Raw genomic sequence first — 24536 nt, forward strand, 5'->3', positions numbered from 1 at the left:
GGAGGCCGCCTAGGCCACCTGCCCCGCCGCCCAGCCGGACGCCCAGGCCCACTGGAAGTTGTAGCCACCGAGCCAGCCGGTGACATCGACCACCTCGCCGATGAAATAGAGCCCTGGTACCTGCTTGGCTTCCATCGTCTTCGCGTCGAGCGCATCGGTGGACACGCCGCCCAGCGTGACCTCCGCCGTGCGATAGCCTTCCGACCCCACGGGCCGCACCTGCCAGCGATGAATCTGATCGTCGAGCTTGGCCAGATCCTTGTTCGATTGCTCGGCCAGCCGCCCCTTGAGCTTTGCCTCCGCCAACACAAATTGCGCGAGCTTCTCCGGCAGATGCCGCGCAAGCGCATTGTGCAGCGCCTGCCGGCCCGCCGCGTCGCGCTGCTCAGCCAGCGCCGCCGCGATGTCATTGCCTGGCGCGAGATCGACTCTGAGCGTGTCGCCCTCGCGCCAATAGCTGGATATCTGCAGGATTGCAGGGCCGGACAGCCCGCGATGGGTGAACAGCAGATCCTCGGCGAAATGCGTCTTGCCGAGCCGCAGATCGACGGGCCGCGCGAGGCCGGACAGCGGCGCGGTGCGCGCGAGATCCTGCTCGGCGAAGGTCAGGGGCACCAGAGCGGGGCGCGTCTCGACGATCTCGAGGCCGAAGCGCTGCGCGATCTCGTAGCCGAGGCTAGACGCCCCCATCTTCGGGATCGACTTGCCGCCCGTCGCCACAATCACCGAAGCCGCGCGGATCGGGCCTTGCGAGGTCGTCACCAGGCAACCTTCGCCCTCGCGCTCCACCCGGTCGATCGAGGTCTCGAGCGACAGCTCGCCCCCTGCCGCACGCAGATCGCGCAGCAGCAGGTCGATGATCTGCGTAGCCTTCCCGTCGCAGAACAGCTGGCCGAGATGTTTCTCGTGCCACGCGATCCCTGCCGCATCCAACCGCGCGATGAAATCCGCAGGCGTATAGCGCGACAGCGCCGAGAGAGCGAAGCGGGGATTGCGCGACAGGAAGCGTTCGGTCGCATTCTGCCGGGTCAGTAGCCGGTTGGTGAAGTTGCACCGCCCGCCGCCGGAGATTCGAATCTTCTCGCCCGGGCGCCGTGCGTGGTCGAGCACGCGCACCGACCGCCCGCGCCGCGCCGCCTCGATCCCGGCCATCAGCCCGGCAGCGCCCGCGCCGAGTATCACAACATCGCATTTTTCCATGCCGCCTCGCTTGCCGTAGCGGCGCATGACGCGCAATCGAAATTTGTCGGATTTTCCTCTTGAAGCCCCGCGCGAGCTTGGCTAGATAGCCCCCAAGTTGGGGCGTAGCCAAGTGGTAAGGCACCGGTTTTTGGTACCGCGCACCGTAGGTTCGAATCCTACCGCCCCAGCCACTCTCCTTTTTTTTGTAGCGAAACCAGCTAATTGCGGAGCGGACCAGTTTCGCGAACATAACACTTTGCGGATCACGTTCCCGGACTATCAGGGCATTCATCCTCGTCGAGTCGAAGGATCGCTTTCGCCCGCTCTACAGCCGCAAGCTCGGCCTCCAGCTCCGCCATCTCTCGCTCAGCGCGCAGGAAAATTGGAAGATAGACACGATCATGCAGCGAGCGCGCAGCATGCGCCTCAGGCCATCCAACGTTACTCGGTCGTTCATTAGACTTCTCCTCTAACGAAAAGAGCGACGCCCTGAGGGCACGCCCTATGGATGCGGCCGCAAGGGACGGGCGATCAAGCAGCGCGCAGAACCTCACCCGCCCAAATTTCCCGGCAGCAATCGGGCATGAAGCGCGCAGCCCCCAACGACACGAGCCGAACGTGAGGGCTCTCACTTCTGTTGCCCGAGCCAAGGTCTCAGTCGTTTTTGGGCGAGAGCAGACATTCGCTGCATTGACGGTGCTCATCTCAGGTCGCTACCTGCCACGAAGTCCATGGCCAGCACTCAACCGAAGCTTGTCGCACTATCCAATAATGCCGTTTGTTTAAGCGCTCACGCTTTCCCTCACTTCTTCAGCTTCGCCTGTTCGAGCGACCAGTATTCCATGTCGAACAGCTCGCGCTCGGAAATCGGAGCGAAGCGCCCGAACTCTTCCGCCGCGTTCACGATACGCGCCGCCTGCTCCAGCAGATCGCCTGCGATGCGCGCCGCTTTCTCGTTCGCACCGACTGCAAAAAGCCCCTCGCCTGGCACAAGCACCGCGCGCGGCGCAGGATCGAGCATGGTCTTCGGCTCGGAAGCATGGGGCGCGTTGCGCTCGAAATAGGCCTGATAGCGATCGGCGTAACCCGCGAGCTTACGCTTGATCGCCGCGACATCGTCCCCGACCTCCACGATCAGCGGGAAGGGTTTGATACGTATCACGTGGTCCGGGGTCGCTGTGCCACGCATTGCCAGCTCCGACAAATCCTCGCGCGAGAGATAGCGCCGGATCGCAGGTGTCGTGCGGAAGTCTACCACGGGCTCGGCGCCAAGCGCTCCCTGCGCGGCGAGGGCCCGGGTCAGCGCGGAGGCCAGATCATCGGGGACCGGCGCGTCATTGGACTGCGGACCCTCCACAGTGATCCGTTGCGACGCGAGAAACGCTTCGGCGGCGCTAACGAACTCGATCGTCAGCTCATAGCTCTCGCGCGCGGTCTCGGCGAAGGTGAACAGCCCGTGCTTTTCGAGCCAGAGGCCTTCCACATGCGGGTCGCGAGCAAGCGCATCCTTGCACGCATGGCTGAGCGCGTAGCCGGGCATGACGTAGGGCACGAAGCCGACCCGACCGTCATAGAGATCGCGCACCACCGTCTCCATGTTCTCTTGATCGGCCAGCGCGAGGATCGCCGTTGCATGGCAATGATCGACGAATGCCTGCGGCATATAGGCGTGAAGCAGCGCCTCTACCGAAGGGTTCGGCGCGGTCGGGTCGAGCAGCTGGCTGCGCAGGAAAGCTACCATCTCTTCGTCCGACATATACGGGATGGACCGCGTCTCCAGCAGCGGCTCCAATCGCATCGCCGGGAGGCCCGGCGCTTCGATATCGCCGAGGTCCCACCCCGACCCCTTCACATGAATGATCGCGCCGCCCGGCGCATCGGGAATCTTGACCGATGTATTACCACCGCCATGCAGCACCAGTTCAGGGTTCTGTCCGATCAGACGCGAGCTGTAGACGCGCAGCCCCAGTGCCGCGGGTTGGCCTGCCGCTTCAGCAGCCTCGGCGAATGAATGGGCGTCGGCGTCGTTCCAGCGCGATTGCATGGGAGGCTCCTTTTCAACGTGTTTGCGAGGGCGCGTCGCCGCGCCCCCGCCAGGTGAGATCACGGGGGATCAGAAATCGAAGTTGTCGATGTTGTCCTTGGTGAACACGGTGCGTTCGGGCAGCAAAACGATGCCGTTATCCTTGGCTTCATAATCGTAGCCTTGCACCGAGTTGGGCGAGACCTTCACTTCGCCGATGCCGGGCACATCCATCGTGTCACCGACCTGAAGCGGCCCGTTCTTGAGCACGTGATCGGCGAGCGCCACCGAGATCGCACCCTGCTGGGTCACGTCCCACAGGCCGAAGCGCGCAACCGTTCCGCGCTTCACATAGGGGCGCATCACGTTGGGTGTCGAGAAGCCCACGATCGTCACTTTGCCAGCCTTGTCCAGATTTTCGGCAGCTTGGGCTGCGGCGGGAAGCGCGTTGGCATCGGGCGCGATGATCGCGTCGAGATCGGGATAGGCGCTGAGGATGCCCTCTGCGGTCTGAAGCGATTTCTGCGCGTCGTTATAGCCGTACTGCGTGGTCACGATTTCCCAGCCGGGATGCTCCTTCGCGATCTTCTCCTTCGCGGCCGCGACCCAGGCGTTCTGGTCGGTCACGGTCGGCGAGGAATAGAAGAAGGCGACCTTGGCCTTGTCCTTGCCGTTCAGCCCGTCGGATGCCATGTCCACCAGCATGCCGCCCAACTGCGCGGGCGTGCCCTGGTTGATGTAGTAGGAGCGGCAATCCGGGTTCACATCCGAGTCCCAGGTCATCACCAGCACGTCGCGCGCCATCGCTTGCTTGAGCGCCGGGCAAAGGCCATCGGGCGAGACCGAGGCGAGGATCACCGCCTTGTAGCCCTGATTGACGAAGTTGTTCACGAACTGAACCTGCCCTGACACGCTGGGTTCGGTCGGCCCGTCATAAGTGACGTTGTCGCCAAGCTTCTTGCCCATGTCGACAGCGCCCTTGCCGCCCGACGTGAAGTAGCCCACCCCGACAAGCTTCGGGATGAAGGCGATGTCCTCGGCCGCGGCCGAATTGGCCATCAGCATCCCTGCCGCAAGGGTGCCCATCACCCATTTGGTCGATTTACGCATTTCAGTTCTCCTCCTCTGAACTCTCTGGACGCGTCATTCTGACGGACGCGGCCGCACCGGAATGAACTCGCGCAGCAAGGACGCCCCGTGGCGCATTGCGACGACGACAACCAGCAGCGCTCCGGACAACGCGCTGGAAACCTGACTGGGAACACCGCTCATCTGCAGGCCCTGCTGCAGGTAACCGATGATGAAAGTGGCGATGATGGTGCCGATGACCGAGCCCTGACCGCCATAGATCGAGGCGCCTCCGAGAACGGCGGCGGTGATCGCGGGCAGCAGCGTTGCCTTGCCCAGATCGACCCGCGCCGAGCCGAAATAGGCCGACAGCAGCAGCCCCGCGAGCGCGGCGGCAAGCCCGGTAATGACATAGGTCAGCAGCTGCACCCGAGCGACGGGCATGCCCGCGTGGCGCGCGGCGGATTCGTTCTGGCCGATCTGGAACACCAGACGCCCGAAGCGCGTGACATGCAGCAGAACCAGCATCACCAGCGAGAAGGCGAGGAACACGAAAAGCGGCATCGGCAGGCCGAGGATCATCTGGTAGCCAAGCCCGGTGAAGGCCGCCGGGAATCCGCCGATGCCGTCATAGCCGTTCGCGCCGACGACGCCGGAGAGCACCGTGGCCGCGCCCGAGAACATATAGAGCGCGCCAAGCGTCACCACGAGCGGTTGCAGCCGCGTGAGCCGGATGATCGTCGCGTTCAGCAGCCCCGCGAGCGCACCCGTCGCGAAGCCCACCGCAAGCGAGACCGCGAGCGGCATCCCGAAGAAATTGGCAATCCCGAAAGTGATCGCACAGAGCCCGACGGTGGAGGCGAAGCTCACGTCGATCCCGCCAGCGATGATGACGAGCGTCAGCGGCACAGCGACGATACCGACATGCACGAAATCCGAGGTGCCATAGAGCAGCGAACTCAACTTGAGGAAGCGCGGGTTGATGGCGCCGAACACCACAAGCTCAAGGACCAGAAGCCCGAGCAACAGGACCTCCCAGCGCATCACGAGACGCTTCATGCCGCTTCCTCCAGATCACGGGTTTTGGGTGGGGGCGTTTCGCCTCGGCGGTAACGCGCCGCGCGGTCGCGCGCTTCCAGAGCGATCCGCAGTCGACCGTCGATCAGCAGCACGGCGAGCAGCATCGCTCCGCCGATGAGGTCGTTCCAGTAGGCCGGGATCTTGAGGAAGACGAGCGCGGTGTCGATCGAGGTGAAGAAGATCACGCCGATCACAACCCCGGCAACCGATCCGACGCCGCCCAGCAGGCTGATCCCGCCCAGCACGAGCGCCGCGATCGCGCGCAGCTCCATCCCCGAGCCCGCCTGATTGGGCACGAAGCCGATCTGCGCCGCAAAGGCGATACCCGCGATCGCATACATCGCGCCCGCCCAGACAAAGGCGAGAAACTCGATCCGGCGCACCGGCAGGCCCAGATGGCGCGCTGCCTCGCGGTTGTCACCCATCGCGAAGACCCAGCGTCCGCGCCGGGTGCGCAGCACCAACCAGACCGCCGCGATCAGCGCGAGCGCTACGACACCCACCGCCGACAGCCCTAGGAAACCTTTGCCGGAGAGGTCCTTGACGCCTTGCGGCAGCTCCTCGATCCACTCGCCGCCGGTGGCGATCAGCATCACGCCGCGAAACAGGCCAAGCGTGCCAAGCGTGGCCACGATGGAGGGCACGCCAAGCAGCGCCACGAGCCCGCCATTGAGCGCGCCGGCTGCCACGCCCGCGCCAAGCGCGGCCGCGATCGCCACCGGGAGCGACGCCCCTGCGTTCACCGTCAGGCCCAGCGTCACCGCCGAGAGCCCGAGCACCGAGCCGCCCGAGACGTCGATATTGCGCGTCAGGATCACTGGAAAAATCCCCAGCGCCACGAGCATCAGCACCAGGCCGTTCGACCAGATGATCGAAGCGGTGCGCGCCGAGAGGAACCCGGGCGCCGCCGCACCGACAAGCAACAGCACGATCAGCGTGACGAGGAACAAGGTCGCGACACGTTCGCGGGCGATCCGTTCAAGCATGGACGGCCTCCTTGGATTCGAAGGCCAGTTCGGCGATCTCGTCGGTGCTGCTTCCGCCCGGAAGCTCGCCGGCGAGGTGCCCGCCCGCCATTACCGCGATCCGGTCCGACAGGCGCACGACCTCGTCGAAATCAGAAGAGATCAGCAACACCGCCGTGCCTGCGTCGGCCAGCTGTTCGATCAGTTCGTAAATATCGTTGCGCGCGCCCACATCGACGCCGCGCGTCGGCTCGTCGAGGATCAGAACCCGCGGCATTGCGGCGAGGCATTTCGACAGCAGAACCTTTTGCTGGTTTCCACCCGAAAGGCTGCGCACCGGTTGCTCCGCCGTCTCGCATTTGATCCCAAGCGTCTTGCGATAACCTTCGAAGCGCGCGCGCTCTGTGCCAGGCCGCAGCAGGAAGGGCAGCAGATAATGCACGAGCGAAGAGGTATTCCAGTAAAGTGGCGCATCGAGAAAGAGCCCGTATTGCTGCCGGTCTTCGGACAGCAGCACGACATTCTCACGCACCGCGTCGCGCGGTGTCCGGGCGACGAAAGCGCGGCCCTCGAGTGCGACCTTACCGCCAGCACGCGGCCGCAGTCCGACGAGGGTTTCAGCCAGTTCGGTGCGCCCTGCCCCGACGACCCCGGTCAGACCGAGAACTTCTCCGTGATGCACATCGAAAGAGATATCGACAAAGCCTTCGCCCCGTAGCCCCGCGACTTCGAGCGTCTTGCGCTCGGCGCGGGTCCTGTCGGCGCGGCGGTCGCGCAGGGCCGCGACACCGGGACTCATCGCGGCGAGAATCTCCGCATCGTTGCTTTCGGCCATCTTCGCGCTGTGCACGACATAGCCGTCGCGCAGCACCGTGATCCGGTCGCTGACCGCGCGCAACTCGTGCAGCTTGTGCGAAATGAAGACGAGCCCGTGACCTGTCGCGCGAAGCGCCCGCATTCGATCGAAGAGCGTGTCCACCTCATGCGGAGTAAGCGCCGAGGTCGGCTCGTCAAGGATCAGCACCTTCGCCTCGCGCACGAGGCCCCGCAGGATTTCCACGATCTGTCGGTCTGCGATCTCGAGGGTCGCGGCCTTGGCATCGGGCGACAGCGCGACGCCAAGATCCGCGATCAGCTCGCCAATGCGCGCGCGATAAGCCTCTGCCCGGCGCGGCAGGCCAATGCAGATATTCTCCAGAACGCTTTGATTGGGGAAGATATGCGCCTCTTGCGGCACCAGATACAGCCCCATCGCCTGCGCCTGCGCGGGCGTCGCGGGATGCAGGGGCGCTCCACCGATGGAGACCCGCCCCGCCGTCGGCGCGACCAGACCTGCGAGGATTTTCATCAAGGTGGACTTACCCGCACCATTGCCGCCCAGAAGCGCATGGATTTCCCCGGCACGAACCGCGAAATCCACGCCCTTAAGCACGGGCACGCCGCCGTAGCTTTTAGAAACCCGGCCAAGCTCGGCGAGCACAGATGTCATAGCGCCTCCCTCGATCAACATCCCGTCTCCTCGAATGTTCATCTGTTTGTCGTGATAACATCTGTTCATCCGATATACTCGCTGTCAACAATTTTTAGCTTATTCTTTATGCTGCGATGCGGCGTTTTTGAGTTATTGACTTGTTCATATGTTTTTGTAACGAGTTATTTGAACATTGCCCCACCACTTCGGAGGACCGATCGTCATGGAAGAGCTAGCGCCGAACGAAACGGACGAAGCCCTGCTCGCGCGGGTCGCTTGGCTCTATTACAATGACGGGCTCACGCAGAGCGAAGTCGGGCATCAGCTCAACCTCTCGCGCATCAAGGTATCGCGGTTGCTCGATGCGGGACGCGCCTCCGGGCTGATCGAAGTGCGGATAAATTCGCGCCAGCAAGGCTGCCTCGAGATCGAGACCCGTCTGCAGGAGCGATTCCGCCTCAAGGATTGCCGCGTGATCCCCGACAGCGCCGGATCAGATGTCGACGCGCGGATCGGACAGGCGGCGGCGAATTACCTCATGCAGAAACTAGCGCCCGGCGACAGTCTTGCGGTCGGCTGGGGCGCCACCGTGTCGAACGCCATCCGGGTGCTCGGCCATGTGGTGCAGGAGCGCCGCATCGAGCTGTTTTCGCTGACGGGCGGCGTGCAGACCTATGTGCAGGGGATGCGCGAGGCGCATTGGGACCGCACGCCGAACATCATCCCCGCGCCGCTCGTTGTCTCGACGCCGGAACTGGCCGCCGCCCTGCTGCGAGAGCCTGCGATCTCGTCCTTGCTCAACCAGGCGATCGCGGCCGATTACAAGCTGGTCGGGATAGGCGGCATCTCGGAACAGGCGACCGTGGTTGCGCAAGGCTACATCACCGCAGGCGAAATCGAGCCACTGCGCCGCAGCGGTGCACGTGGCGATGTGCTCTGTCGGTTCTACGACCGGACCGGGCAGGACATGGAACTGCCGCTGCATGAGCGCGTGATCGGCGTCGATCTGGTCCAGCTCCGCGACAGCGAGCAGGTAATCGGCGCCGCCGGGGGCCCAAACAAGGTGACCCCGATCCTCGCCGCGCTGCGCGGCCAAATTCTCGACATTCTGGTGACCGATGAGGCGACCGCGCTGTCGCTCCTCGACGCCGCGGAGGACTGACATGCGCTATTTTCTCGCCTTCGACGCTGGCACCGGCAGCGGGCGGGCCGTCCTGTTCGACGAGACCGGCGCCGAGATCGCGACCGCCGGGCAGGAATGGTGGCACGCCAGCGACCCGCGCTATCCTGGCTCGATGGATTTCGACACGGAAGGCAACTGGGCAGCACTGGCCCGCTGCTGCCGCGAGGTGATCGCGAAGTCCGGTGTCGATCCGAAGGATATCGTCTCGGTCAGCGCCACGGCGATGCGCGAGGCCTTCGTTCTGCATGACGAGAGCGGTGCGGAAATCTGGGCCTGCGCGAATGTCGATGCGCGCGCCGATGCCGAGGTCCGCGAACTCAAGCGGGACTATCCGGGGCTGGAGGAAGACATCTATGCGCGCTCGGGGCAAACCTACGCGCTTGGAGCCCTCCCCCGGCTGATCTGGCTGCGCCGGCACATGCCCGAGGTGCTCGACCGGGCCCGGGCCCTGACGATGCTGTCGGATTGGGTGCTCTATCGGCTTTCGGGAGAACTCACTTCCGAGCCGTCAAATGCCGGGACGACCGGGCTGATCGGCCTCGCAGATCGCAAGGTGCTTGGCGACGCGATGGAGAAACTGGGGCTGCGCAGCGACATCTTCCCGCGCGGCGTCGTGACCGGAGAATGCGTGGGCACGGTAACAGGCGCGGCGGCAGAGGAGACCGGGCTCGCGCCTGGTACGCTGGTCGTGGCGGGTGGCGGCGATTGCCAAACCGGGGGACTAGGGCTCGGGATTGTCGGGAATGGCGATTGCGCGGTGCTCGGCGGCACGTTCTGGCAGCAGGTGGTCAATGTCCCGCTGACCCTGACCGACCCGAGCATGAAACTCCGGATCAACCCGCATGTGGTCTCGCATCTCAATCAGGCCGAAGCGATCAGCTTCTTCACCGGGGCAGCGATGCGTTGGTTCCGCGACGCCTTCGGGCAGGGCAAGGGGTATTCCGAGCTGGAAGCCGCCTCGAAGGAGGTGCCGCCCGGCGCGCATGGGATCATCCCCATCTTGTCCGACGTGATGCGCTACAACGAATGGATCCACGCGGCCCCGTCGCTGCTCAACCTTTCGCTCGATCCCGAGAAATCCGGGCCCGCCGCGATCTTTCGCGCCTTGCAGGAGAATGCCGCCATCGTCGCGCATCGCAATCTCGAGGCGGTCTTCGCCCTGACCGGCGAGCGCCCCGCGCGCATCGTCTTTGCCGGAGGCGCATCGAAATCCCAGCATTGGGCGCAAATCCTTGCGGATGTTACCGGCCTGCCGGTCGCCACCTCGAAGGTGAAGGAGGCCACCGCGCTTGGCTGTGCGGCAGCGGCCGCGACCGGGTCCGGCCAGTTCGGCTCGCTGAAGGACGCAGGCGCGGCATGGTCCTGCATCGAAGATGAATACCAACCGAACCGCGCGCTGCGCGACCTCTACGACGAGGCAAGCGACCGCTGGCAACGCGCCTATGCCGCGCAGCGCGCGCTGGTGGCCGAGGGCGTCACCCAATCCATGTGGCGTGCTCCGGGCACGTGAGACCTGCAAGAAAGGACTTCTGAATGCTGATCCAACTGGTGAATATCAAGGTGCAGCCGGGCACGCGCGAGACTTTCCTCGAAGCCTTCAAGATCAACTGCGACGGCACGCGCGAAGAACCGGGCAACCTGCGCTTCGACCTGCTGCACGACCCCGAGGACGAGAACAACTTCTTCGTCTATGAAATTTTTCAAAGCGATGATGCGTTGGAAGATCACCGAAAGACCGCGCATTACCAGAAATGCGTTTCGATGATCGACCCGATCACGATCGGCGGGCGCTCGAAGACCTATTTCGAGCCGGTACTCGTGCAGGGAGCTGCGGCAACCTCGGCATAACGCTCGATCCTATAAACCGAAGCCATCCCGGGCACTTCAGGCTTCGGTTTATGGAAATTCCGTCTTTGAGAATTGGATAACGCTTCCGTCACGCACGGCCGCCCGGGTTCATAAACTGCTTAAAGAAATTCTCGCAGAGCGACGAATTCCGAATTGAGTGGAAAGCGGTTACTAGCTGCGCTCGGGCCCAATGCCTGCTAAGCGCCCGAAGCCGCAATCCTCAACAACCAGGGCGCATTGGTCCATCTCTCGTTCGGACGACAGCTTTGCGCGCCCGGCCACTGCCTCTTACCGAGCCACCTCCCTTTTCTTTTGCGCATCGGCAGTCAGCGCGGCGAGGCGATAGAAGCCGTGTGCCATCTTGGAAAACGGTGTCAGCAGGAAGAATGCGAGCACGGCCCCAAGATGCAAGGCCAACATGGCCGGCATCAGCGGGGTTTGACCGAGCCCATAAAGCGCCAATCCGCTCAAACCGACAAAGCCCAAGAGAGCGACAAAGCCGAATTCGCCGCTCGTCGCGCCCGAGGCACCGAGTTCGGGATCCGCCCGCAGCTTCAGACGGATCATCTCGATGCAACCCAGGGTCAGCAGCAAGCCACCCGACAGGCCGAGAAGCTTCGGCAGGGACCAGAGCGGGTAAGGGGCGCGCAGATCCAGCAGGTAATGCATCAATGTCGCCACACTCGTGGCGGCGAAACACAGAAGAAAGCCATACATCACGGCTTGATGCGCGAGTCGGCGGCCTTGGGAAAAACGGTCCTCGTCCTCGAAATTGCAGCCATCTCCATGCCCGCCGTTGAGGTTGCGCATGTTCGCGGCGGCGGCAAAGCCTCCCCGAAGATCGGAGAAGCGAAGCGGACCGGCCCCGACCGCGCGCCAATACCGCCGCAAGCTGATCGCGAGGCTGAGCAGCGGGAACAGGAAGGCTGGCAGGAAGATCGCAACCATCGTGTTATGCGCCAGGACCGCGTAAAAACCCTCGCCCCCTGCGCTTGCAAGCGAGAGCATGGGCCAGATCAGGAGCGCAAAGCCCAGCACCGTCGCGAGCGCTATGCGCAGCCCGCTTTTCTGGAAGGCCTGACCCGCCGCGCGGGGAAACGCGAATTCTTCCCAGCTATCCTGCCGAACATTCGCCAGCGCCTGCGGCAGGTTGAGGGCAAACTCGTGCGGTGCCGTGTATTGGCAGGCGTAATAGCACCCGCGGCAATTGTGACAGAGATTGGCGAGCTGCGTCAGATCGCCGTCGCTGAAGGCGCGCTCGGCATGGAGCGCTGGAAAGACCGAGCAATATCCTTCGCAATACCGGCAGGCGTTGCAGATCTCGGCCTGACGGCGCGCCTCTTCGAGAAACTCAGTTTGCATGGGCGGCAGCCTCCTTGCCTGCAATACGTCCGAAAACGGTGCCGATCGTCATGCCGAAACCGGCGAGATACCCCTGCCCGAGAATTGAACCGGCCATGGTTTCGCCGGCAGCCCAGAGGTTCGAAACGGGGCGGTTTCCGATCGAGCATTGTGCGCGCTCGTCGACCTTCAACCCGAGATAGGTGAAGGTCACCCCGGTGCGCAGCGAGTATCCGTAAAAGGGCGGCTCGGTGATCGGACGCGCCCAGTTGGTCTTCGGCGGGGTGATTCCGGTGGTGGACACCCCATCCAGTTCTGTCGGGTGAAATCCGGATGTGTCGCCGCAGGCTGCGTTGAACTCGGCCACGGTCTCGGCCAAGGCTGCAGGCGGCAGTCCCATCTTGGTCGCCAGATCTTCGAGCGTATCGGCCTTGATCGGCGGAAAGACCGAAGGCATGAACAGTTCGAGCGACTTCGCGTCGATGATGACATAGCCCACCTGATCGGGCTGCGCCGCGACGAGACGGCCCCAGATCGCATAGCGCTTCGGCCATACGTCCTCCCCCTCGTCGTAAAACCGCTCGCCATTCTTGTTCACGACGATCGAGAACGGCACGCAATCGAGCCGCGTGACGATCCCGCCATCGAATTTCGGCGCGCGCCCGTCAATCGCGACCGCGTGGCATTGCGTCGGATCGCCGACCTGTTCGACCTTCTGCTCGAGAAGGTCCGCGAGCACGACGCCGCGATTGTAGGGCGTGCCGCGGATCAGAAAGTTCTTCGCGGCCGGCCCCCAGGCGCGGGCAAGCCAATCGGTATCGGCCTGAAAACCGCCCGACGCGACCACGACCGATTTCGGGCTGATGCGCCGCGTCTCGCCATTCTGCGTATAGTCGATATGCGTCACGCGATCGTCGTGGATCTCCAGATGGGTGACAGCCGCTTCGTATTCGACCTGAACCCCGAGCGCTTCCGCGGTGCGGTAATAGGCATTCACGAGGCCCTTGCCGCCACCGAGGAAGAATGCGTTTGTCCGCGCCAGCGAAAGCGTGCCCGACAGCGAGGGCTGAAAGCGAACGCCATGCGCCTCCATCCAGGGCAGGCATTCCTCGGAGCTTCGAATGGCGAGCCGCGCCAGACCTTCATCGGTCTTGCCGCCGGTGACCTTCATCAAATCGGCAAGGTATTCTTCCTCGGTATAGCTGTCGGTGAGCGGACCAAGCGGCCCGCGATGCATGCAGCGGAAGTTGCGCGTATGGCGGGAATTGCCGCCCCGATAGGGTTTCGGCGCGGTTTCGAGAATCAAAACGCGCGCCCCGGCCTCTGCCGCGGTGATCGCGGCACAGAGTGCCGCGTTACCGCCGCCGATGACGACAATGTCGGGTTGAGGTGAAGCAAGAGTCACAGCAGATCTCCGTCATAGCTGGGGGTCTGGCCGGGCTCGGAGCGCAGGGCACGCACGCGTACTCTCTGGGCCGCCTCGATGTGCGCGCGCATCGCAGCCTCGGCGAGCGCGCCGTCGCGCGCCTTGACGGCCTCGAGCACGGCGAAATGTTCTTCCACCGCTTTCACCGCCCTGTCCGGTTCGGTCAGCGTGGTGGGTCCGAGGATCATCAGCGCCTTTTGCAGCGAGCGGATCGAGCGGGTGAGGAACCGATTCTTCGCTGCGTCGAGCAAGGCGGCGTGGAACTGCCGGTTGAGCGTGAATGCCTCAGGGACATTGCCGATCTCGCCCAGCTGACGGTTCATCTCGTAGAGTTCGTCGATCTCGATATCCGAAGCCGCCCGGGCCGCAAGCCGTGCCGCTGTGCCTTCGAGCACCGCGCGCATCTCGTAGAGCTCCATGACTTCGGCATAGTCGAGCCGTCGAATGCAGGCGCCCTGCCGCGCAATGTGACTGACGATGTTATCCGCTTCGAGCTTTCGTATCGCTTCCCGGACAGGCGTTCGCGACATACCCAGGCGCTCCGCAAGTTCGGTTTCCCGCAAGCGGTCGCCCGGGTTGAGCCGCCCTTCGCGCAATTCGGTCAGCAGGCGGTCGTAAGCAGCGTTTCCCTGCGGTGTGCTGCCGTCCTCATTTGCCATTTCGCCCTCCGCGTTCATCTTGTGTCCAGCTGGATACATTCGTATACAAATTACGTCAAGATGAACAGGAGGCCAGTTTGCGCAAACATATTTTCGCGGGTGCCATGCGGCGGCGCGGCCTTACATTTCTCCTTGCAGCCTGTGGCACCGCGCTCTTCTGGGCGCTGGATCTGCCGCTTCCCTTCCTCTTCGGCCCGATGGCATTTTGCCTCGCCGGCGCGCTCGCGCATTTACCGCTTCAGGGCTTCGGCCAGATCTCTGTCGGCGCGCGCACGATCCTCGGCGTGGCGGTCGGCGCCTCGATCACGCCCGAGGTTATCGCGCAATTGCCGCGCATGGCGCTCTCGGTCTCTCTCGTCCCTGTCTTCATCGCGGTGATCGCACTGATCGGCGTGCCCTTCTTCCGGAAGTTCTGGGGCTTCGATGCGCCCACCGCCTATTACGCCGCAATGCCAGGCGGGCTTCAGGACATGGTGATCTTCGGCACGGAAGCGGGCGGCAATCCCCGCGCGCTTTCGTTGGTGCACGCGACACGGGTTCTGATCATCGTGACCGTGACGCCGTTTTTCCTGAGCCATTTCTACGGCGCCGAACTCAGCAACCCGATCGGCGCGCCGGTCGCGGATCTGCCGTGGTATGAGCTGGCGATCATGGCCGTCGCCGCGGTGCTCGGCTGGAAAGGCGGCGAGAGGCTCGGGCTGTTCGGCGCCTCGATTCTCGGCCCGATGATCGTCACGGCGACCCTGTCGCTCTCCGGGATCATCCATTTCCGCCCGCCTGCCGAGGCAATCCTCGCGGCCCAATTCTTCATTGGCTGCGGGATCGGCGTTCATTTCCTCGGCGTGACCTGGAAGGAACTCACCCGCATCGTGTCGGCAGGCATCGCCTACGTGCTCGTGCTGGCCGTGCTGGCCGCGGGGTTTTCCGGTCTTGTGACCGTGTTGGGTCTGGGCGAGCGGGTGCCAGCCTTTCTGGCCTTCGCGCCCGGCGGTCAGGCGGAGATGACGGTCCTCGCGATCGTGACCGGGGCGGATCTCGGCTTCGTCATCACCCATCACCTGACGCGCATCGTGCTCGTGATCGTCGGCGCGCCCTTGGTGGCGAGGATCCTCACCCGAAGGCGGACGGGTTGACCATGTGGATCGGGCTGCCCTCCGCATAGGCATTCACCTGCGCGAAGATGTCGGAGAACTGCTTGTCGAACTCGTCCTCGGTCACGTAGCCGATATGGGGCGTGGCGATGAGGTTCGGATGCGCGAGCAGCGGATCTGTCGCGTCGGTCTCTGGCTCGCGGTCGAAGACATCCACCGCCGCCTGCCCGGGATGTCCGGCCTCAAGCGCCGCCAGCAAGGCACCCGGCGCAATCAGCCCTGCGCGAGACGTGTTCACCAGCACCGAGCGCGGGGACATCTGCGCGAGATCCTCGGCGGTGACGATCCCGCGGGTCTCTGGCGTCAATCGCAGATGCAGGGAGACGATGTCGCTTTGCGCGAAGAAGGCGGCACGGCTCTCGGCAACGTTCTCCCCGTCGGCCAAGACACGCGCCCGCCCCGCCTCGGAGGCCCACCAGACGACCTGCATCCCGAAGGCCCGGGCATAATCCGCGACGACCCGCCCCAAACGCCCGTATCCGTAAAGGCCCAGCACCCGTCCGCGCAGGCTGCGCCCCACGCCCATCTGCCAGTTGCCGGCTTTGACGCTGGCCATCTGCTGCGGAAGCTGGCGCATCGCGGCGAGCATCAACGCGAAGGTCAGCTCTGCTGCCGCATAGTTCGCGCCATCCCCGCCCGTATTCGAACACAGCAGAACGCCTTGGTCGGTGCAGGCCTCCACATCAACATGCGGCCACGTGCCCCGCTGCGAAATCAGGCGCAGGTTGGGAAGCCGCTCGAGCAAGCCGCGCGTGATCTTCGTGCGTTCCCGAAAGAGAACCACGCATTCGGCCTCCGCGAGGCGGCGCGCAAGCGCCTCCTCATCGGGCTCGTGATCCGTCCAGACCGTCACCTCGTGCCCATCCAGCATGCGAAAACAGGGCAAGCTGCGGAGCGTGTCGAACCAGTCGTCGAGAATATGGACCTTCATTGCCTCTCCCTTGGCTAGCCTTGACCGGACAGCGCCTTGATCGCGCGACTGACCCGGTCGTGCAGGAGCACGAGGTCGGGTGATTTGCCTTCGTCTCGGGCAATCTTCGCGACAATCTCCTTGCGAATGTCCTCGAGGTCCTGACGGACGCGGCTCAGTTTCTCGAAATGGGTCATGGCCTCCTCAATGCGACAACAATACGGGAATTTTCGTGCGCGCAAGCACTTCCGAGGTCACGCCTCCAAGGAAATCTTCGCGAAACTTGGAATGCTCGAAAGCCCCGAGCACAAGAAGCGACGGGTCGTTGCGTGTGCACCAACTTAGGAGCGTGTCCGCCACCGGTCGCGGCGTCGGCCAATCCTCGTGAATGGCCGCCACGCCGTGCCGCGAGAGATGGGTTAGAAGGTCGTTGATAGCGCGGTCGTCGTGTGGCCCAACGGTCAGAACGCTGACCCGTCCGTCATCCTCGAGCAGTCGCAGACTGTCGGAGAGCGCGCGCGCGGCGGCCCGCCCTCCATCCCATGCGAGCGCTGCATGGCTGTGCTTTGCGCCCGCATCATAGCCCTCGGGAACCACGATCACCGGACGGCCCGACATCAGCGCGATACGATCGGGATGCAGGACCACATGGGCATCGCCATCGTCAGCCTGCGTGCCCACGATCAGCATGTCGTAATAGCGCGCCGCTTCGGACAGAACATTGTCCACGCGTCCAGCCACGACTTTCAACTCGAGATCACTGCCAAGCCCCAGAGCACGGCGCTCTTCCTCGAACCGCGCCTCGATCTCGCGCAGGATGTCGCCATTGGCCGCTTCAAGAAGCGCACGCGCCTCCTTCGGGATCCAGCGCGAGCGGCGGTCGATCACCTCGTGCGCCGCATGGGCCATTATCGCCGTCACATGGGCGCCACGCTGCGCCGCCATGGAGGCGGCATAGCGCAGGGCGGCGACCGACCCGCTCGATCCATTGAAGGCGACCAGAAGATTCATCATCGGCATGTCAGCGTCCTTTCCAAACCGAAGCGGGAACATAGACCCGGCCGTCGGCCAACTTGCGCGCGGTGCGCAGCAAACCTGCGGAGTTCAGCGTGAAGTGGTTGTTCATTTCGAAGTCGACGAGGACCTCGATCGTGCCGGACGCATGCTCCAGCACCACGCTCGCCGGGCTGGTGGTCGGTCGCTCCAGCAGACCGTCGGCCACAGTGCCGGGCGTGAGCGCGCAGGAGGCAAGACATTGCGCCCCGGTGACCGCCATCGACGGATGCGTGTTCCACGGCATGAAATAGCGCGTCGCGATGGTTGCACCCGCCTTGGCAGGCGCAAGCAGACCGAATTTCGGCGTCACCGATTTCGAGACGTCGCCCATCCCCATCGCCGCGCCCGCCTTGAGGCGCACGGCCTCCATGCGGGCGAAGAACTCGGTATTCGCGTCGAGCTCTGCCGCGCTTTCATAGCCGGTAAGGCCGAAGTCCTGCGCCCGCGCGATCACCATCGGCATCGCGACATCCATGCAGGTCACCTCGATACCGTCGAACTCGTCGCGCAGATGCCCCGTCGGAAGAAACGCTCCGGTCGAGGAGCCGACAACCCCCATGAAACTGAGCGCGATCGGCGCGGCCGTGCCGGGCACGCCGGCAATTTCCGCGTCGCCGTCGTAGCGCATCGCCCCTCCCGGCGTCTGAACGCGCGCGAGGACTTTCGCCCCGGTATTGACCGCGCGGATCTTCACCTCGGTCTCGTCTCCCGTGGGGCGCACGAGACCCAGCTCGATCGCGGCGGGCCCCACCCCCGAGAGGATGTTGCCGCAGGTCGGTTTGAAGTCGACGAGCCGATCTTCGACAGAGACCTGCGCGAAGAAATAATCGACCTCCGCCCAGTCATCGTCCGAGGGCGAGAGCATCGCGACCTTGGTCGTCACCGCGACGCCCCCGCCGAGCCCGTCGATATTGTTCGCATGCCCCGAACCGAGCACCGCGATCAGAACCTCGGCCAGAGTCTCGCGATCGGCAGGCAGATCGGCGCGGTTGAAATAGGGGCCTCGCGAGGTGCCGCCGCGCATGAATACATAGGGAATGGCTGTCTGTTCCATCTCATTCGCTCCGTCGGATCATTTCAGGGGCCAAGGAAGATTGGCTGCGTGCTGCAGCAGGCCGGGCGGGAAATCGCGGTTCAGCGCGCCGGCCATGACGCACATCAGGGCGATGCCGCTGGCGGCGAGGATCAGCGTCTTGGGCCAGCTGGCCTGGGCGCGGATGCGCAGGAAGGTGACGAGGAATCCGGCCAGGGCGAGGATGAAGCCGACGACGTAAGTCGCCGCGATCAGCCCCGCGAACCACGCGAGCGTTCCCCACAGGCCGTAGGGCGCGTCTGCGTCCTCTCCCGAGACTTCCTTGTCCGCGAAGATCACGTCACGCTCGGCGCGCAGGATCATCTGCACCAGAAGGATCACCAGCGCCGTCAGCGTGATGCCCCCAACCACGAGTGGCACGATCTTGTCGGTCATGTTGTAGTTCGGGATCAGGCTCGCGTTGACGAGCGCAGCAATCACGTAGCCCATGACCACCAGCAGGAAGATCAGCGGCGCGCGTTTGGAGCCCGACTGGACATCACCCTCGGCCATGATCGACTTAGCCTGCCGCAGCCCGAGGAAGACCGACACCACCGTCACGATGAGCAAGACGATCACGATGGGCGAGAACAGGTAATCGACGCCCGCCGAGAAGGAATTGCGGAACCGGAAGGATGCGATCTGGAAGGCCTGGTTGGAGAATTTTTCGACAGGGTTCGACAGCACGAAGCCGATCAGGAACGCCGGGCGCGACCAGTCGAACCGGCGCAGGAAGATCCCGATCAGGCCGATCGCGAACAGGGCGAGGATGTCCTCGAAATTCTGCCCTGACTGGAAGGCCGCGAAGGAAATCAGCATGAACAGGAACGGCGCGAGATAGGTGAAGCGGATCGTGGTCAGCTTCGCGATCCCGCCCGAGGCCGCGATGCAGAGCACCGTGCCCACGACATTTGCCAGCGCCAGCAGCCAGACGATCGAATAGGTGATATCGAGATTGTCCCGCAGCATGTTGGGACCGACCTCGATATCGCCAGACCCCAGCAGGGCGAGCGCGCCGATGAAGATCGCCATCGAACCCGAGCCCGGGATACCGAAGAGCAGCGTGGGGACGAGGCCGCCGCCTTCCTTGGCGTTGTTCGAACTCTCCGGCCCGATCACGCCGCGGATTTCGCCCTTGCCGAAATTCGACTTGTCCTTTGTGGTCTGAACGGCGTGGCCGTAGGCGATCCAGTCGACGACCGACCCGCCGAGCCCGGGGATCACGCCGACGATCACGCCGATCAGCGAGCAGCGGACGGACAGCCATTTGTTGGCGACCCAGTCGCGCACGCCTTGGCTCCAGCCGGCGCCGAGCGTCGCGTCCTTGGCGATCGAGCTGTCCTGACGAAGAAGCGAGACGATTTCGGGCAAGGCGAAGATACCGAGACCGACGATCACCAGCTGCAGCCCGTCCGTGAGATAGGGAATGTCATAGGTCGCCATGCGCAGGCTGCCGCCGGCATCGGCTTCGCCGATCGTGCCGATCAGCATGCCAAGCCCCGCGGCGGCGAGGCCCTTGAGCGCGACGCGCCCCGCGAGCACAGCGACCATCGAGAGGCCGAGGATCGAGATCATCAGCATCTCGGGCAGGCCGAAGGCCAGCACCAGCGGCCGGGCGACCATGATGAACATGGTCAGGAACAGCGCACCGACGAGACCGCCGAAGAGGGACGAAGTGAAGGCGGCCGAGAGCGCCCGCGCCGCCTGCCCTTTCTTGGCAAGCGGGAAGCCGTCGAGAACCGTCGCCTGGCTCGCCGAGGACCCGGGGATCCCCATCAGTACGGAGGCGAAGGTGTCCGAGGTCGGCACGACCGCGACCATGCCCACCATCAGGGCCAGCCCCAACACCGGGTCCATGCCGAACATGAATGGCAGCAGGAGTGAGAGGCCGGCGATGCCGCCGAGACCGGGGAAGACCCCCACGGCCAAGCCCATGACGACCCCGAGCACCAGGTATCCCAGAACAACAGGTTGCAGAATCAGAGCCCATGCCTCGCCAAGCGCAGGCACGGCGGTTGCGAAGACATCCATCTCGCCCACCTCGAATTTTAGGATTATGAGAAAGTGAGCGGTCCGCGTCCCGCAGGAAGGGACCGCTCGAGGGTTTCGCTTAGTTCAGCGAAACGCCGTAGGCTTCTTGAAGCCAGTCGGTCACATAGGCTTTGGCTTCGGGAGATACGGTCGTGCCTTCCTTGGTCGCCTGCTCGGCGCCCTTGCCGACGAAGACGTCGTATTTACCAACTTGCTGTGCCGCGATTTTCTTGAAGTCCGGACGGTTGCGCACGGCGTCGAAGGCTTCGGTATAGGCTTCGACCACGTCATCGGGCGTGCCCTGCGGCAGGAACGCGATCTTCTGAACCGGGAAGCCCGCGATGAAGAACGCTTTCCACGAATCCCAGGCTTCGCCGGAGGTTTCGCAGCCATCGGTGGCTTCGCAAACTTCCTTGAAGGTCGGCAGATCTGGGAAGGTCGGATCGCGGACGATGTTGTTATTCTCGTCGAGCGCGCCCCAAGTCATCATCGGAACGGCCTTGCCATCCTCGACCATCGAGAGCGAGCCGCCGAGATAGCCGGTCGTCGTCTGGTAGTCGATCGTCGCCTCGCCGCGTTCGAACATCAGGCGACCGTCGCCGCGCCCCTTGATGCCGAAGACCGGCTCCACGTTCATGCCCAGCATCCGCCATGCGAGAAGCGGCACGAGGTCGAGACGGGTCGCACCCTGCGAACCGTAGATGAAGTTGAGATCCTTGAGGTTATTCGCAGACCCGTCGAATTTCTTGCCGGCCTCGGGATTGAGATAAGCCACGCCGCCCGTGCCCGATGCCATGACCGGGATCCAGTCGGAATACTCGTAGCGCACCCGAGGATCCCCCAGCAGATAGGGGAACTGCGTCGAGCCGGAGGTACCGAACAGCAGCGTGCCGTCCTCGTAGCGCTGCTCCTGGAACCAGTTCGCGCCCTTGGTCGAGCCTGCGCCCGGCATGAACTTCACGATCACGGTAGGCTTGCCCGGCAGCTCCTGCGCCAGCAGCGGCGCAAAGAAGTTGGCCCATTTCGCAGAGCCCCCCGTCTCCGAGAACGGAATGACCCACTCGATGGTCTTGCCGCTGAAGTCGACATCCGCGAGGGCCGGTGCCGACATGAAGGCGAGCGCCGCCGCAGAATATACGAATTGCTTGATGGTCATTAGTGTCCTCCCTTAGACCTTTCGAACCGGGCGGGCTCGAAGCCGGCCGGTATGTAGTTATTCTCCTCAAGGGACGAATCCCTCCTCCTACACCGGCAACATGTCGTCCTAACCTTGCGCGAAACTTGCGCAACATGACAAAGAAGTAACCATGCGCATCGCCGTCATCGAAGATAACGAGGCTCTGTCCCGCGCCATCGCCTTCCGCCTGCGGGATCGCGGCCATGCCGTGGACCTTCTGCATGACGGGCTCGAGGCCGACCGTTTCCTCGCGCAGGAAGGCGCGGATCTGATCGTTCTGGATCTGAATTTACCGGGGATGGACGGGATCGAGGTGTTGCGGGCGCTGCGCAGGCGGGGCGACGGGGCGCCGGTGATCCTGCTGACCGCGCGCTCTGAAACGGCCGAGCGGGTTGCCGGGCTGGATGCAGGGGCGGATGACTACCTCACCAAACCCTTCGAGATGGATGAACTGGAAGCCCGGTTGCGGGCGATGGCACGACGCAAGAACCTCGAATTCATGGAGCGCGACACGTTCGGTCCGCTCGTCTTCGACCGCACCAGCCGTCAGTTGATGCATGACGAAACTCCGCTCGAAATTCCGCGCAAGGAGATCGCCACGCTGGAATGTCTCCTCGAACGGCGCGGACGGATCGTCTCCAAATCGGCATTGATCACGCATGTCTACGGCACCGGCTCGGATGCCGAGGAAAGCGCGATCGAACCGCATGTCTCGCGACTGCGCAAACGACTTGAGCCATACGGAATCAAGATCAAGACGGCTCGAGGCCTGGGCTACATGCTCGAGGTGGAAGCTTCATGATCTCGCAGCCCAAGGCCATGTCCTTGCGGATGAGGCTGTTCCTCGTCATCCTCCCGCCACTCTTGCTGGTCTCGATCCTGTTGGGGTGGTGGCGCTTCTCGGTGGGGCAACGAACCTCGGAAGAGCTCTTTGATCGTAGTCTCCTCGCCGCGGCACTGGCAATTTCGCGCGATGTCGCGATCTCTGAGGGCGATGCGCTTTCGCCGAGCACCCGGGATATCATTTCGGACGCAGGCGGCGGCGAAGTCTTTTACCACGTGACCGGACCGGGCGGGATATACGTGACCGGCTACGCCTATCCGCCGCGCCCCGAAACCGACGTGCCGCAGGAGAAGCCCTATTACTATATGGCGGATTATCGCGGCGAACTGGTGCGCGTCATGCGGATGCATGAACGTCGAACGATTGGCAACATGACCGGAGAAACCGTCGTCACGGTCTGGCAACGCGCGAGCGATCGCCGTGCCTTCGCTCGCCAGTTGGCCCAACGGGCGGCAGCCGTCATCGTCGTTCTGATGGTCGCGCTGAGTCTGCTGATCTGGTTCGGTGTCCAGATCGGTCTCCGGCCTCTCAACGATCTTCAGGCCGCGATCGAGAAACGCTCGCCCGATGATCTCGCCCGCATCAAACGCCCAGTGCCTAAAGAAGTCATGGGAATCGTTACGACTCTCAACAGGCTGCTGCTGCAGATGCGTCGAAGCATAGAAACCCATCAAGCCTTCATTTCCGATGCGGCCCATCAGCTTCGCAATCCTGCTTCCGCCCTCCTCGCACTGGCCGAGACTCTGCCGGGCGTGCGCGATCCAGCCGAACGCGAGGCGCGCCAGCAGGATCTAATCGAGGCGGCGCGCAACTCCGCCCGATTGGCGGACCAACTCCTCTCGCTCGAGCGGCTTCGCTACGAAGGCGGGGACACCATTGAGGCGTTCGACCTGAATACGGTCGTGGAAGAGGCCTGCCGCAGCTTTGGCTCCGCGGCGCTTTCGCGTGACATCGAATTCGAACTCGAAACGTACCCCGAGCCCCTTCCCGTGAGCGGCGACCCTGTTCTGATCGGTGAGGCGGTGCGGAACTTGCTGGAGAACGCCCTTCACCACGGCGGCCCGACAATGACCCGTATCGCGGTTAGAACGGAACAATCCGGGGGGGAAGCCATAATCACAGTGCAAGACGACGGAGTCGGCATCCCGCTCGATCAAGAAGAGACCGCATTTCGGCGCTTCTCACAGCTTAGGAATGGGCAAGGCACCGGTCTTGGTCTCGCGATAGTCGAACAGATTTTGCACCGCCACAAAGGGGAGGTGAGACTAGCCCCCTGCGACCGCGGAACTCGTGTCCGACTGACGCTTCCGCTTGCCGCGTGTCTCCCGGGCGACTGTTGAAGCGACCTCCGCAGAGGACATCGAGTGTTAGGATGAGTGTCCGTTTGACGTTCGAAGCGGATGCTATCTCGCTGGAAACGCAAGGACCGCTTTGGGCCGAAGTGGCCCACCCAGCTCTGCGGTGCCCGTCAAGCACGCCGAGCTGCTGAAGCTACGTGGCCGTATTTTCGCGCCTGTGCAGTTGCTTCACCTTCCACAGATACCCTGCGCGTCCGAGAGAGAACGTTTGACGGCTGCCACTTTATCTTGGGAAGGCTGCACATCATTACCCTTGCTCGTCGGTAAAGAAGGGATCGTCGGCGTTCTTCAGGCTGCACACGTTGCCGTCCGGATCGATGAACGCGCCGGTCGTGCCCCAGTCGTGCATTTTGACTTCGACTGGCACGCCTTGAGCCTCCAGCAGGCTGGCTGCAGCCTTCACGTCTGAGACGTTGAAGCGCAACGCAACCGGGTTCTGAGAAATGTCTTTCCGCGTGACTTCGGCGCGTCCGCCGGTCTCGATCATCAAATATCCGTCGCCGAAGCGAAGGCAGGTCAGCCCTGGCTTTTCATACCAAAGCGGCAGACCGAGCTTGGTTTGATAAAACTCTACGCAGGCCTCGTAGCGTTCGGTGAAGAGGATGAGGCCATGACATTCGATCATGTCTGTCAACTTGTTCGCGGGCGCGGTTTCGCTGTCGATTTCGATGGGCATTTCTGATCTCCTGTC

The 24536-nt window shown here is 63.6% G+C and carries 22 protein-coding genes and 1 tRNA gene; 7 read left to right on the forward strand and 16 right to left on the reverse strand.

All coding sequences use genetic code 11. From position 1 onward, the window contains the following. Positions 1-9: 9 nt before the first annotated feature. Complete coding sequence (locus tag B6V76_RS08675) at positions 10-1200, reverse strand: NAD(P)/FAD-dependent oxidoreductase (protein ID WP_088727453.1); 1191 nt, start codon at positions 1198-1200, stop codon at positions 10-12. A gap of 98 nt (positions 1201-1298) precedes the next feature. Here B6V76_RS08675 and B6V76_RS08680 point away from each other — a divergent pair. Beyond that, positions 1299-1373 (forward strand) — tRNA-Gln (locus tag B6V76_RS08680). A gap of 611 nt (positions 1374-1984) precedes the next feature. On the opposite strand, the gene B6V76_RS08685 is transcribed toward B6V76_RS08680, so the two are convergent. The 5 genes from B6V76_RS08685 to lsrA all read right to left on the reverse strand — a co-directional run bounded on the left by B6V76_RS08685 (position 1985) and on the right by lsrA (position 7807). Beyond that, positions 1985-3226 carry a class II aldolase/adducin family protein gene (locus tag B6V76_RS08685; protein ID WP_088727223.1) on the reverse strand — a complete coding sequence of 414 codons (1242 nt, stop codon included), beginning with the start codon at positions 3224-3226 and terminating at the stop codon, positions 1985-1987. 69 nt (positions 3227-3295) lie between these two features. Beyond that, a complete protein-coding gene (lsrB, locus tag B6V76_RS08690) occupies positions 3296-4315 on the reverse strand; it encodes an autoinducer 2 ABC transporter substrate-binding protein LsrB (RefSeq protein WP_088727224.1) in 1020 nt (339 codons plus the stop codon). Positions 4316-4348: 33 nt separating this feature from the next. Then, positions 4349-5332 (reverse strand): autoinducer 2 import system permease LsrD, encoded by a 984-nt coding sequence (locus B6V76_RS08695; RefSeq protein WP_088727225.1) that lies wholly within the window; start codon positions 5330-5332, stop codon positions 4349-4351. Continuing rightward, positions 5329-6339 (reverse strand): autoinducer 2 ABC transporter permease LsrC, encoded by a 1011-nt coding sequence (locus B6V76_RS08700; RefSeq protein ID WP_088725728.1) that lies wholly within the window; start codon positions 6337-6339, stop codon positions 5329-5331. Before B6V76_RS08700 ends, B6V76_RS08695 begins: the two co-directional genes overlap by 4 nt. Then, positions 6332-7807 carry an autoinducer 2 ABC transporter ATP-binding protein LsrA gene (gene lsrA, locus B6V76_RS08705; protein ID WP_075774351.1) on the reverse strand — a complete coding sequence of 492 codons (1476 nt, stop codon included), beginning with the start codon at positions 7805-7807 and terminating at the stop codon, positions 6332-6334. Before lsrA ends, B6V76_RS08700 begins: the two co-directional genes overlap by 8 nt. A 205-nt stretch (positions 7808-8012) precedes the next feature. Between lsrA and B6V76_RS08710 the strand changes: the two genes are divergently transcribed. Genes B6V76_RS08710 through B6V76_RS08720 form a run of 3 tightly spaced genes read left to right on the forward strand, consistent with a single transcriptional unit; the run spans position 8013 to position 10820 of the window. Then, the gene (locus B6V76_RS08710; RefSeq protein WP_088727226.1) at positions 8013-8951 is read left to right on the forward strand and encodes a sugar-binding transcriptional regulator; all 939 of its coding nucleotides are present in this window, start codon (positions 8013-8015) and stop codon (positions 8949-8951) included. Position 8952: 1 nt separating this feature from the next. Continuing rightward, complete coding sequence (gene lsrK / locus B6V76_RS08715; RefSeq protein WP_088727227.1) at positions 8953-10482, forward strand: autoinducer-2 kinase; 1530 nt, start codon at positions 8953-8955, stop codon at positions 10480-10482. Between the two features lie 23 nt (positions 10483-10505). Continuing rightward, positions 10506-10820 carry an antibiotic biosynthesis monooxygenase gene (locus B6V76_RS08720; RefSeq protein ID WP_075774274.1) on the forward strand — a complete coding sequence of 105 codons (315 nt, stop codon included), beginning with the start codon at positions 10506-10508 and terminating at the stop codon, positions 10818-10820. Positions 10821-11108: 288 nt separating this feature from the next. Here B6V76_RS08720 and tcuB read toward each other — a convergent pair whose 3' ends face one another. Genes tcuB through B6V76_RS08735 form a run of 3 tightly spaced genes read right to left on the reverse strand, consistent with a single transcriptional unit; the run spans position 11109 to position 14246 of the window. Next, positions 11109-12182 (reverse strand): tricarballylate utilization 4Fe-4S protein TcuB, encoded by a 1074-nt coding sequence (gene tcuB / locus B6V76_RS08725; RefSeq protein ID WP_088727228.1) that lies wholly within the window; start codon positions 12180-12182, stop codon positions 11109-11111. After that, a complete protein-coding gene (gene tcuA / locus B6V76_RS08730; protein ID WP_088727229.1) occupies positions 12172-13566 on the reverse strand; it encodes an FAD-dependent tricarballylate dehydrogenase TcuA in 1395 nt (464 codons plus the stop codon). Before tcuA ends, tcuB begins: the two co-directional genes overlap by 11 nt. Beyond that, the gene (locus tag B6V76_RS08735; RefSeq protein ID WP_088727454.1) at positions 13563-14246 is read right to left on the reverse strand and encodes a GntR family transcriptional regulator; all 684 of its coding nucleotides are present in this window, start codon (positions 14244-14246) and stop codon (positions 13563-13565) included. Before B6V76_RS08735 ends, tcuA begins: the two co-directional genes overlap by 4 nt. A 104-nt stretch (positions 14247-14350) precedes the next feature. On the opposite strand from B6V76_RS08735, the gene B6V76_RS08740 reads away from it, so the two are divergent. Continuing rightward, positions 14351-15379 carry an AbrB family transcriptional regulator gene (locus B6V76_RS08740; RefSeq protein WP_088727455.1) on the forward strand — a complete coding sequence of 343 codons (1029 nt, stop codon included), beginning with the start codon at positions 14351-14353 and terminating at the stop codon, positions 15377-15379. On the opposite strand, the gene B6V76_RS08745 is transcribed toward B6V76_RS08740, so the two are convergent. From B6V76_RS08745 to B6V76_RS08765, 6 genes are all read right to left on the reverse strand, one after another. After that, positions 15357-16328, reverse strand: coding sequence for a D-2-hydroxyacid dehydrogenase family protein (locus B6V76_RS08745; RefSeq protein WP_088727230.1), 972 nt, complete (start codon positions 16326-16328; stop codon positions 15357-15359). The two genes, B6V76_RS08740 and B6V76_RS08745, sit on opposite strands and share 23 nt — an antisense overlap. A gap of 14 nt (positions 16329-16342) precedes the next feature. Then, a complete protein-coding gene (locus B6V76_RS19915; RefSeq protein WP_166504574.1) occupies positions 16343-16504 on the reverse strand; it encodes a hypothetical protein in 162 nt (53 codons plus the stop codon). Positions 16505-16511: 7 nt separating this feature from the next. Further along, entirely contained in the window at positions 16512-17327 is an 816-nt protein-coding gene (locus B6V76_RS08750) for a universal stress protein (protein WP_088727231.1), read from the reverse strand. Position 17328: 1 nt separating this feature from the next. Continuing rightward, positions 17329-18417: a 4-oxalomesaconate tautomerase gene (locus B6V76_RS08755; protein ID WP_088727232.1), complete on the reverse strand. Its 1089-nt coding sequence runs from the start codon at positions 18415-18417 to the stop codon at positions 17329-17331. An 18-nt stretch (positions 18418-18435) separates the two neighbouring features. Continuing rightward, entirely contained in the window at positions 18436-20466 is a 2031-nt protein-coding gene (locus tag B6V76_RS08760; RefSeq protein WP_075774267.1) for a tripartite tricarboxylate transporter permease, read from the reverse strand. A gap of 79 nt (positions 20467-20545) precedes the next feature. Beyond that, positions 20546-21622: a tricarboxylate transporter gene (locus B6V76_RS08765; RefSeq protein ID WP_075774266.1), complete on the reverse strand. Its 1077-nt coding sequence runs from the start codon at positions 21620-21622 to the stop codon at positions 20546-20548. A 151-nt stretch (positions 21623-21773) separates the two neighbouring features. On the opposite strand from B6V76_RS08765, the gene B6V76_RS08770 reads away from it, so the two are divergent. Further along, the gene (locus B6V76_RS08770; RefSeq protein ID WP_075774265.1) at positions 21774-22445 is read left to right on the forward strand and encodes a response regulator transcription factor; all 672 of its coding nucleotides are present in this window, start codon (positions 21774-21776) and stop codon (positions 22443-22445) included. Continuing rightward, positions 22442-23827: a sensor histidine kinase gene (locus B6V76_RS08775; RefSeq protein WP_240497831.1), complete on the forward strand. Its 1386-nt coding sequence runs from the start codon at positions 22442-22444 to the stop codon at positions 23825-23827. The genes B6V76_RS08770 and B6V76_RS08775 overlap by 4 nt, the downstream gene beginning before the upstream one ends. Before the next feature lie 265 nt (positions 23828-24092). Here B6V76_RS08775 and B6V76_RS08780 read toward each other — a convergent pair whose 3' ends face one another. After that, positions 24093-24521 carry a VOC family protein gene (locus tag B6V76_RS08780; RefSeq protein ID WP_240497832.1) on the reverse strand — a complete coding sequence of 143 codons (429 nt, stop codon included), beginning with the start codon at positions 24519-24521 and terminating at the stop codon, positions 24093-24095. Positions 24522-24536 lie beyond the last annotated feature (15 nt).

Origin of the sequence: Thioclava sp. IC9, from assembly GCF_002213225.1 — a bacterium.
Taxonomy (GTDB): Bacteria; Pseudomonadota; Alphaproteobacteria; order Rhodobacterales; family Rhodobacteraceae; genus Thioclava; species Thioclava nitratireducens.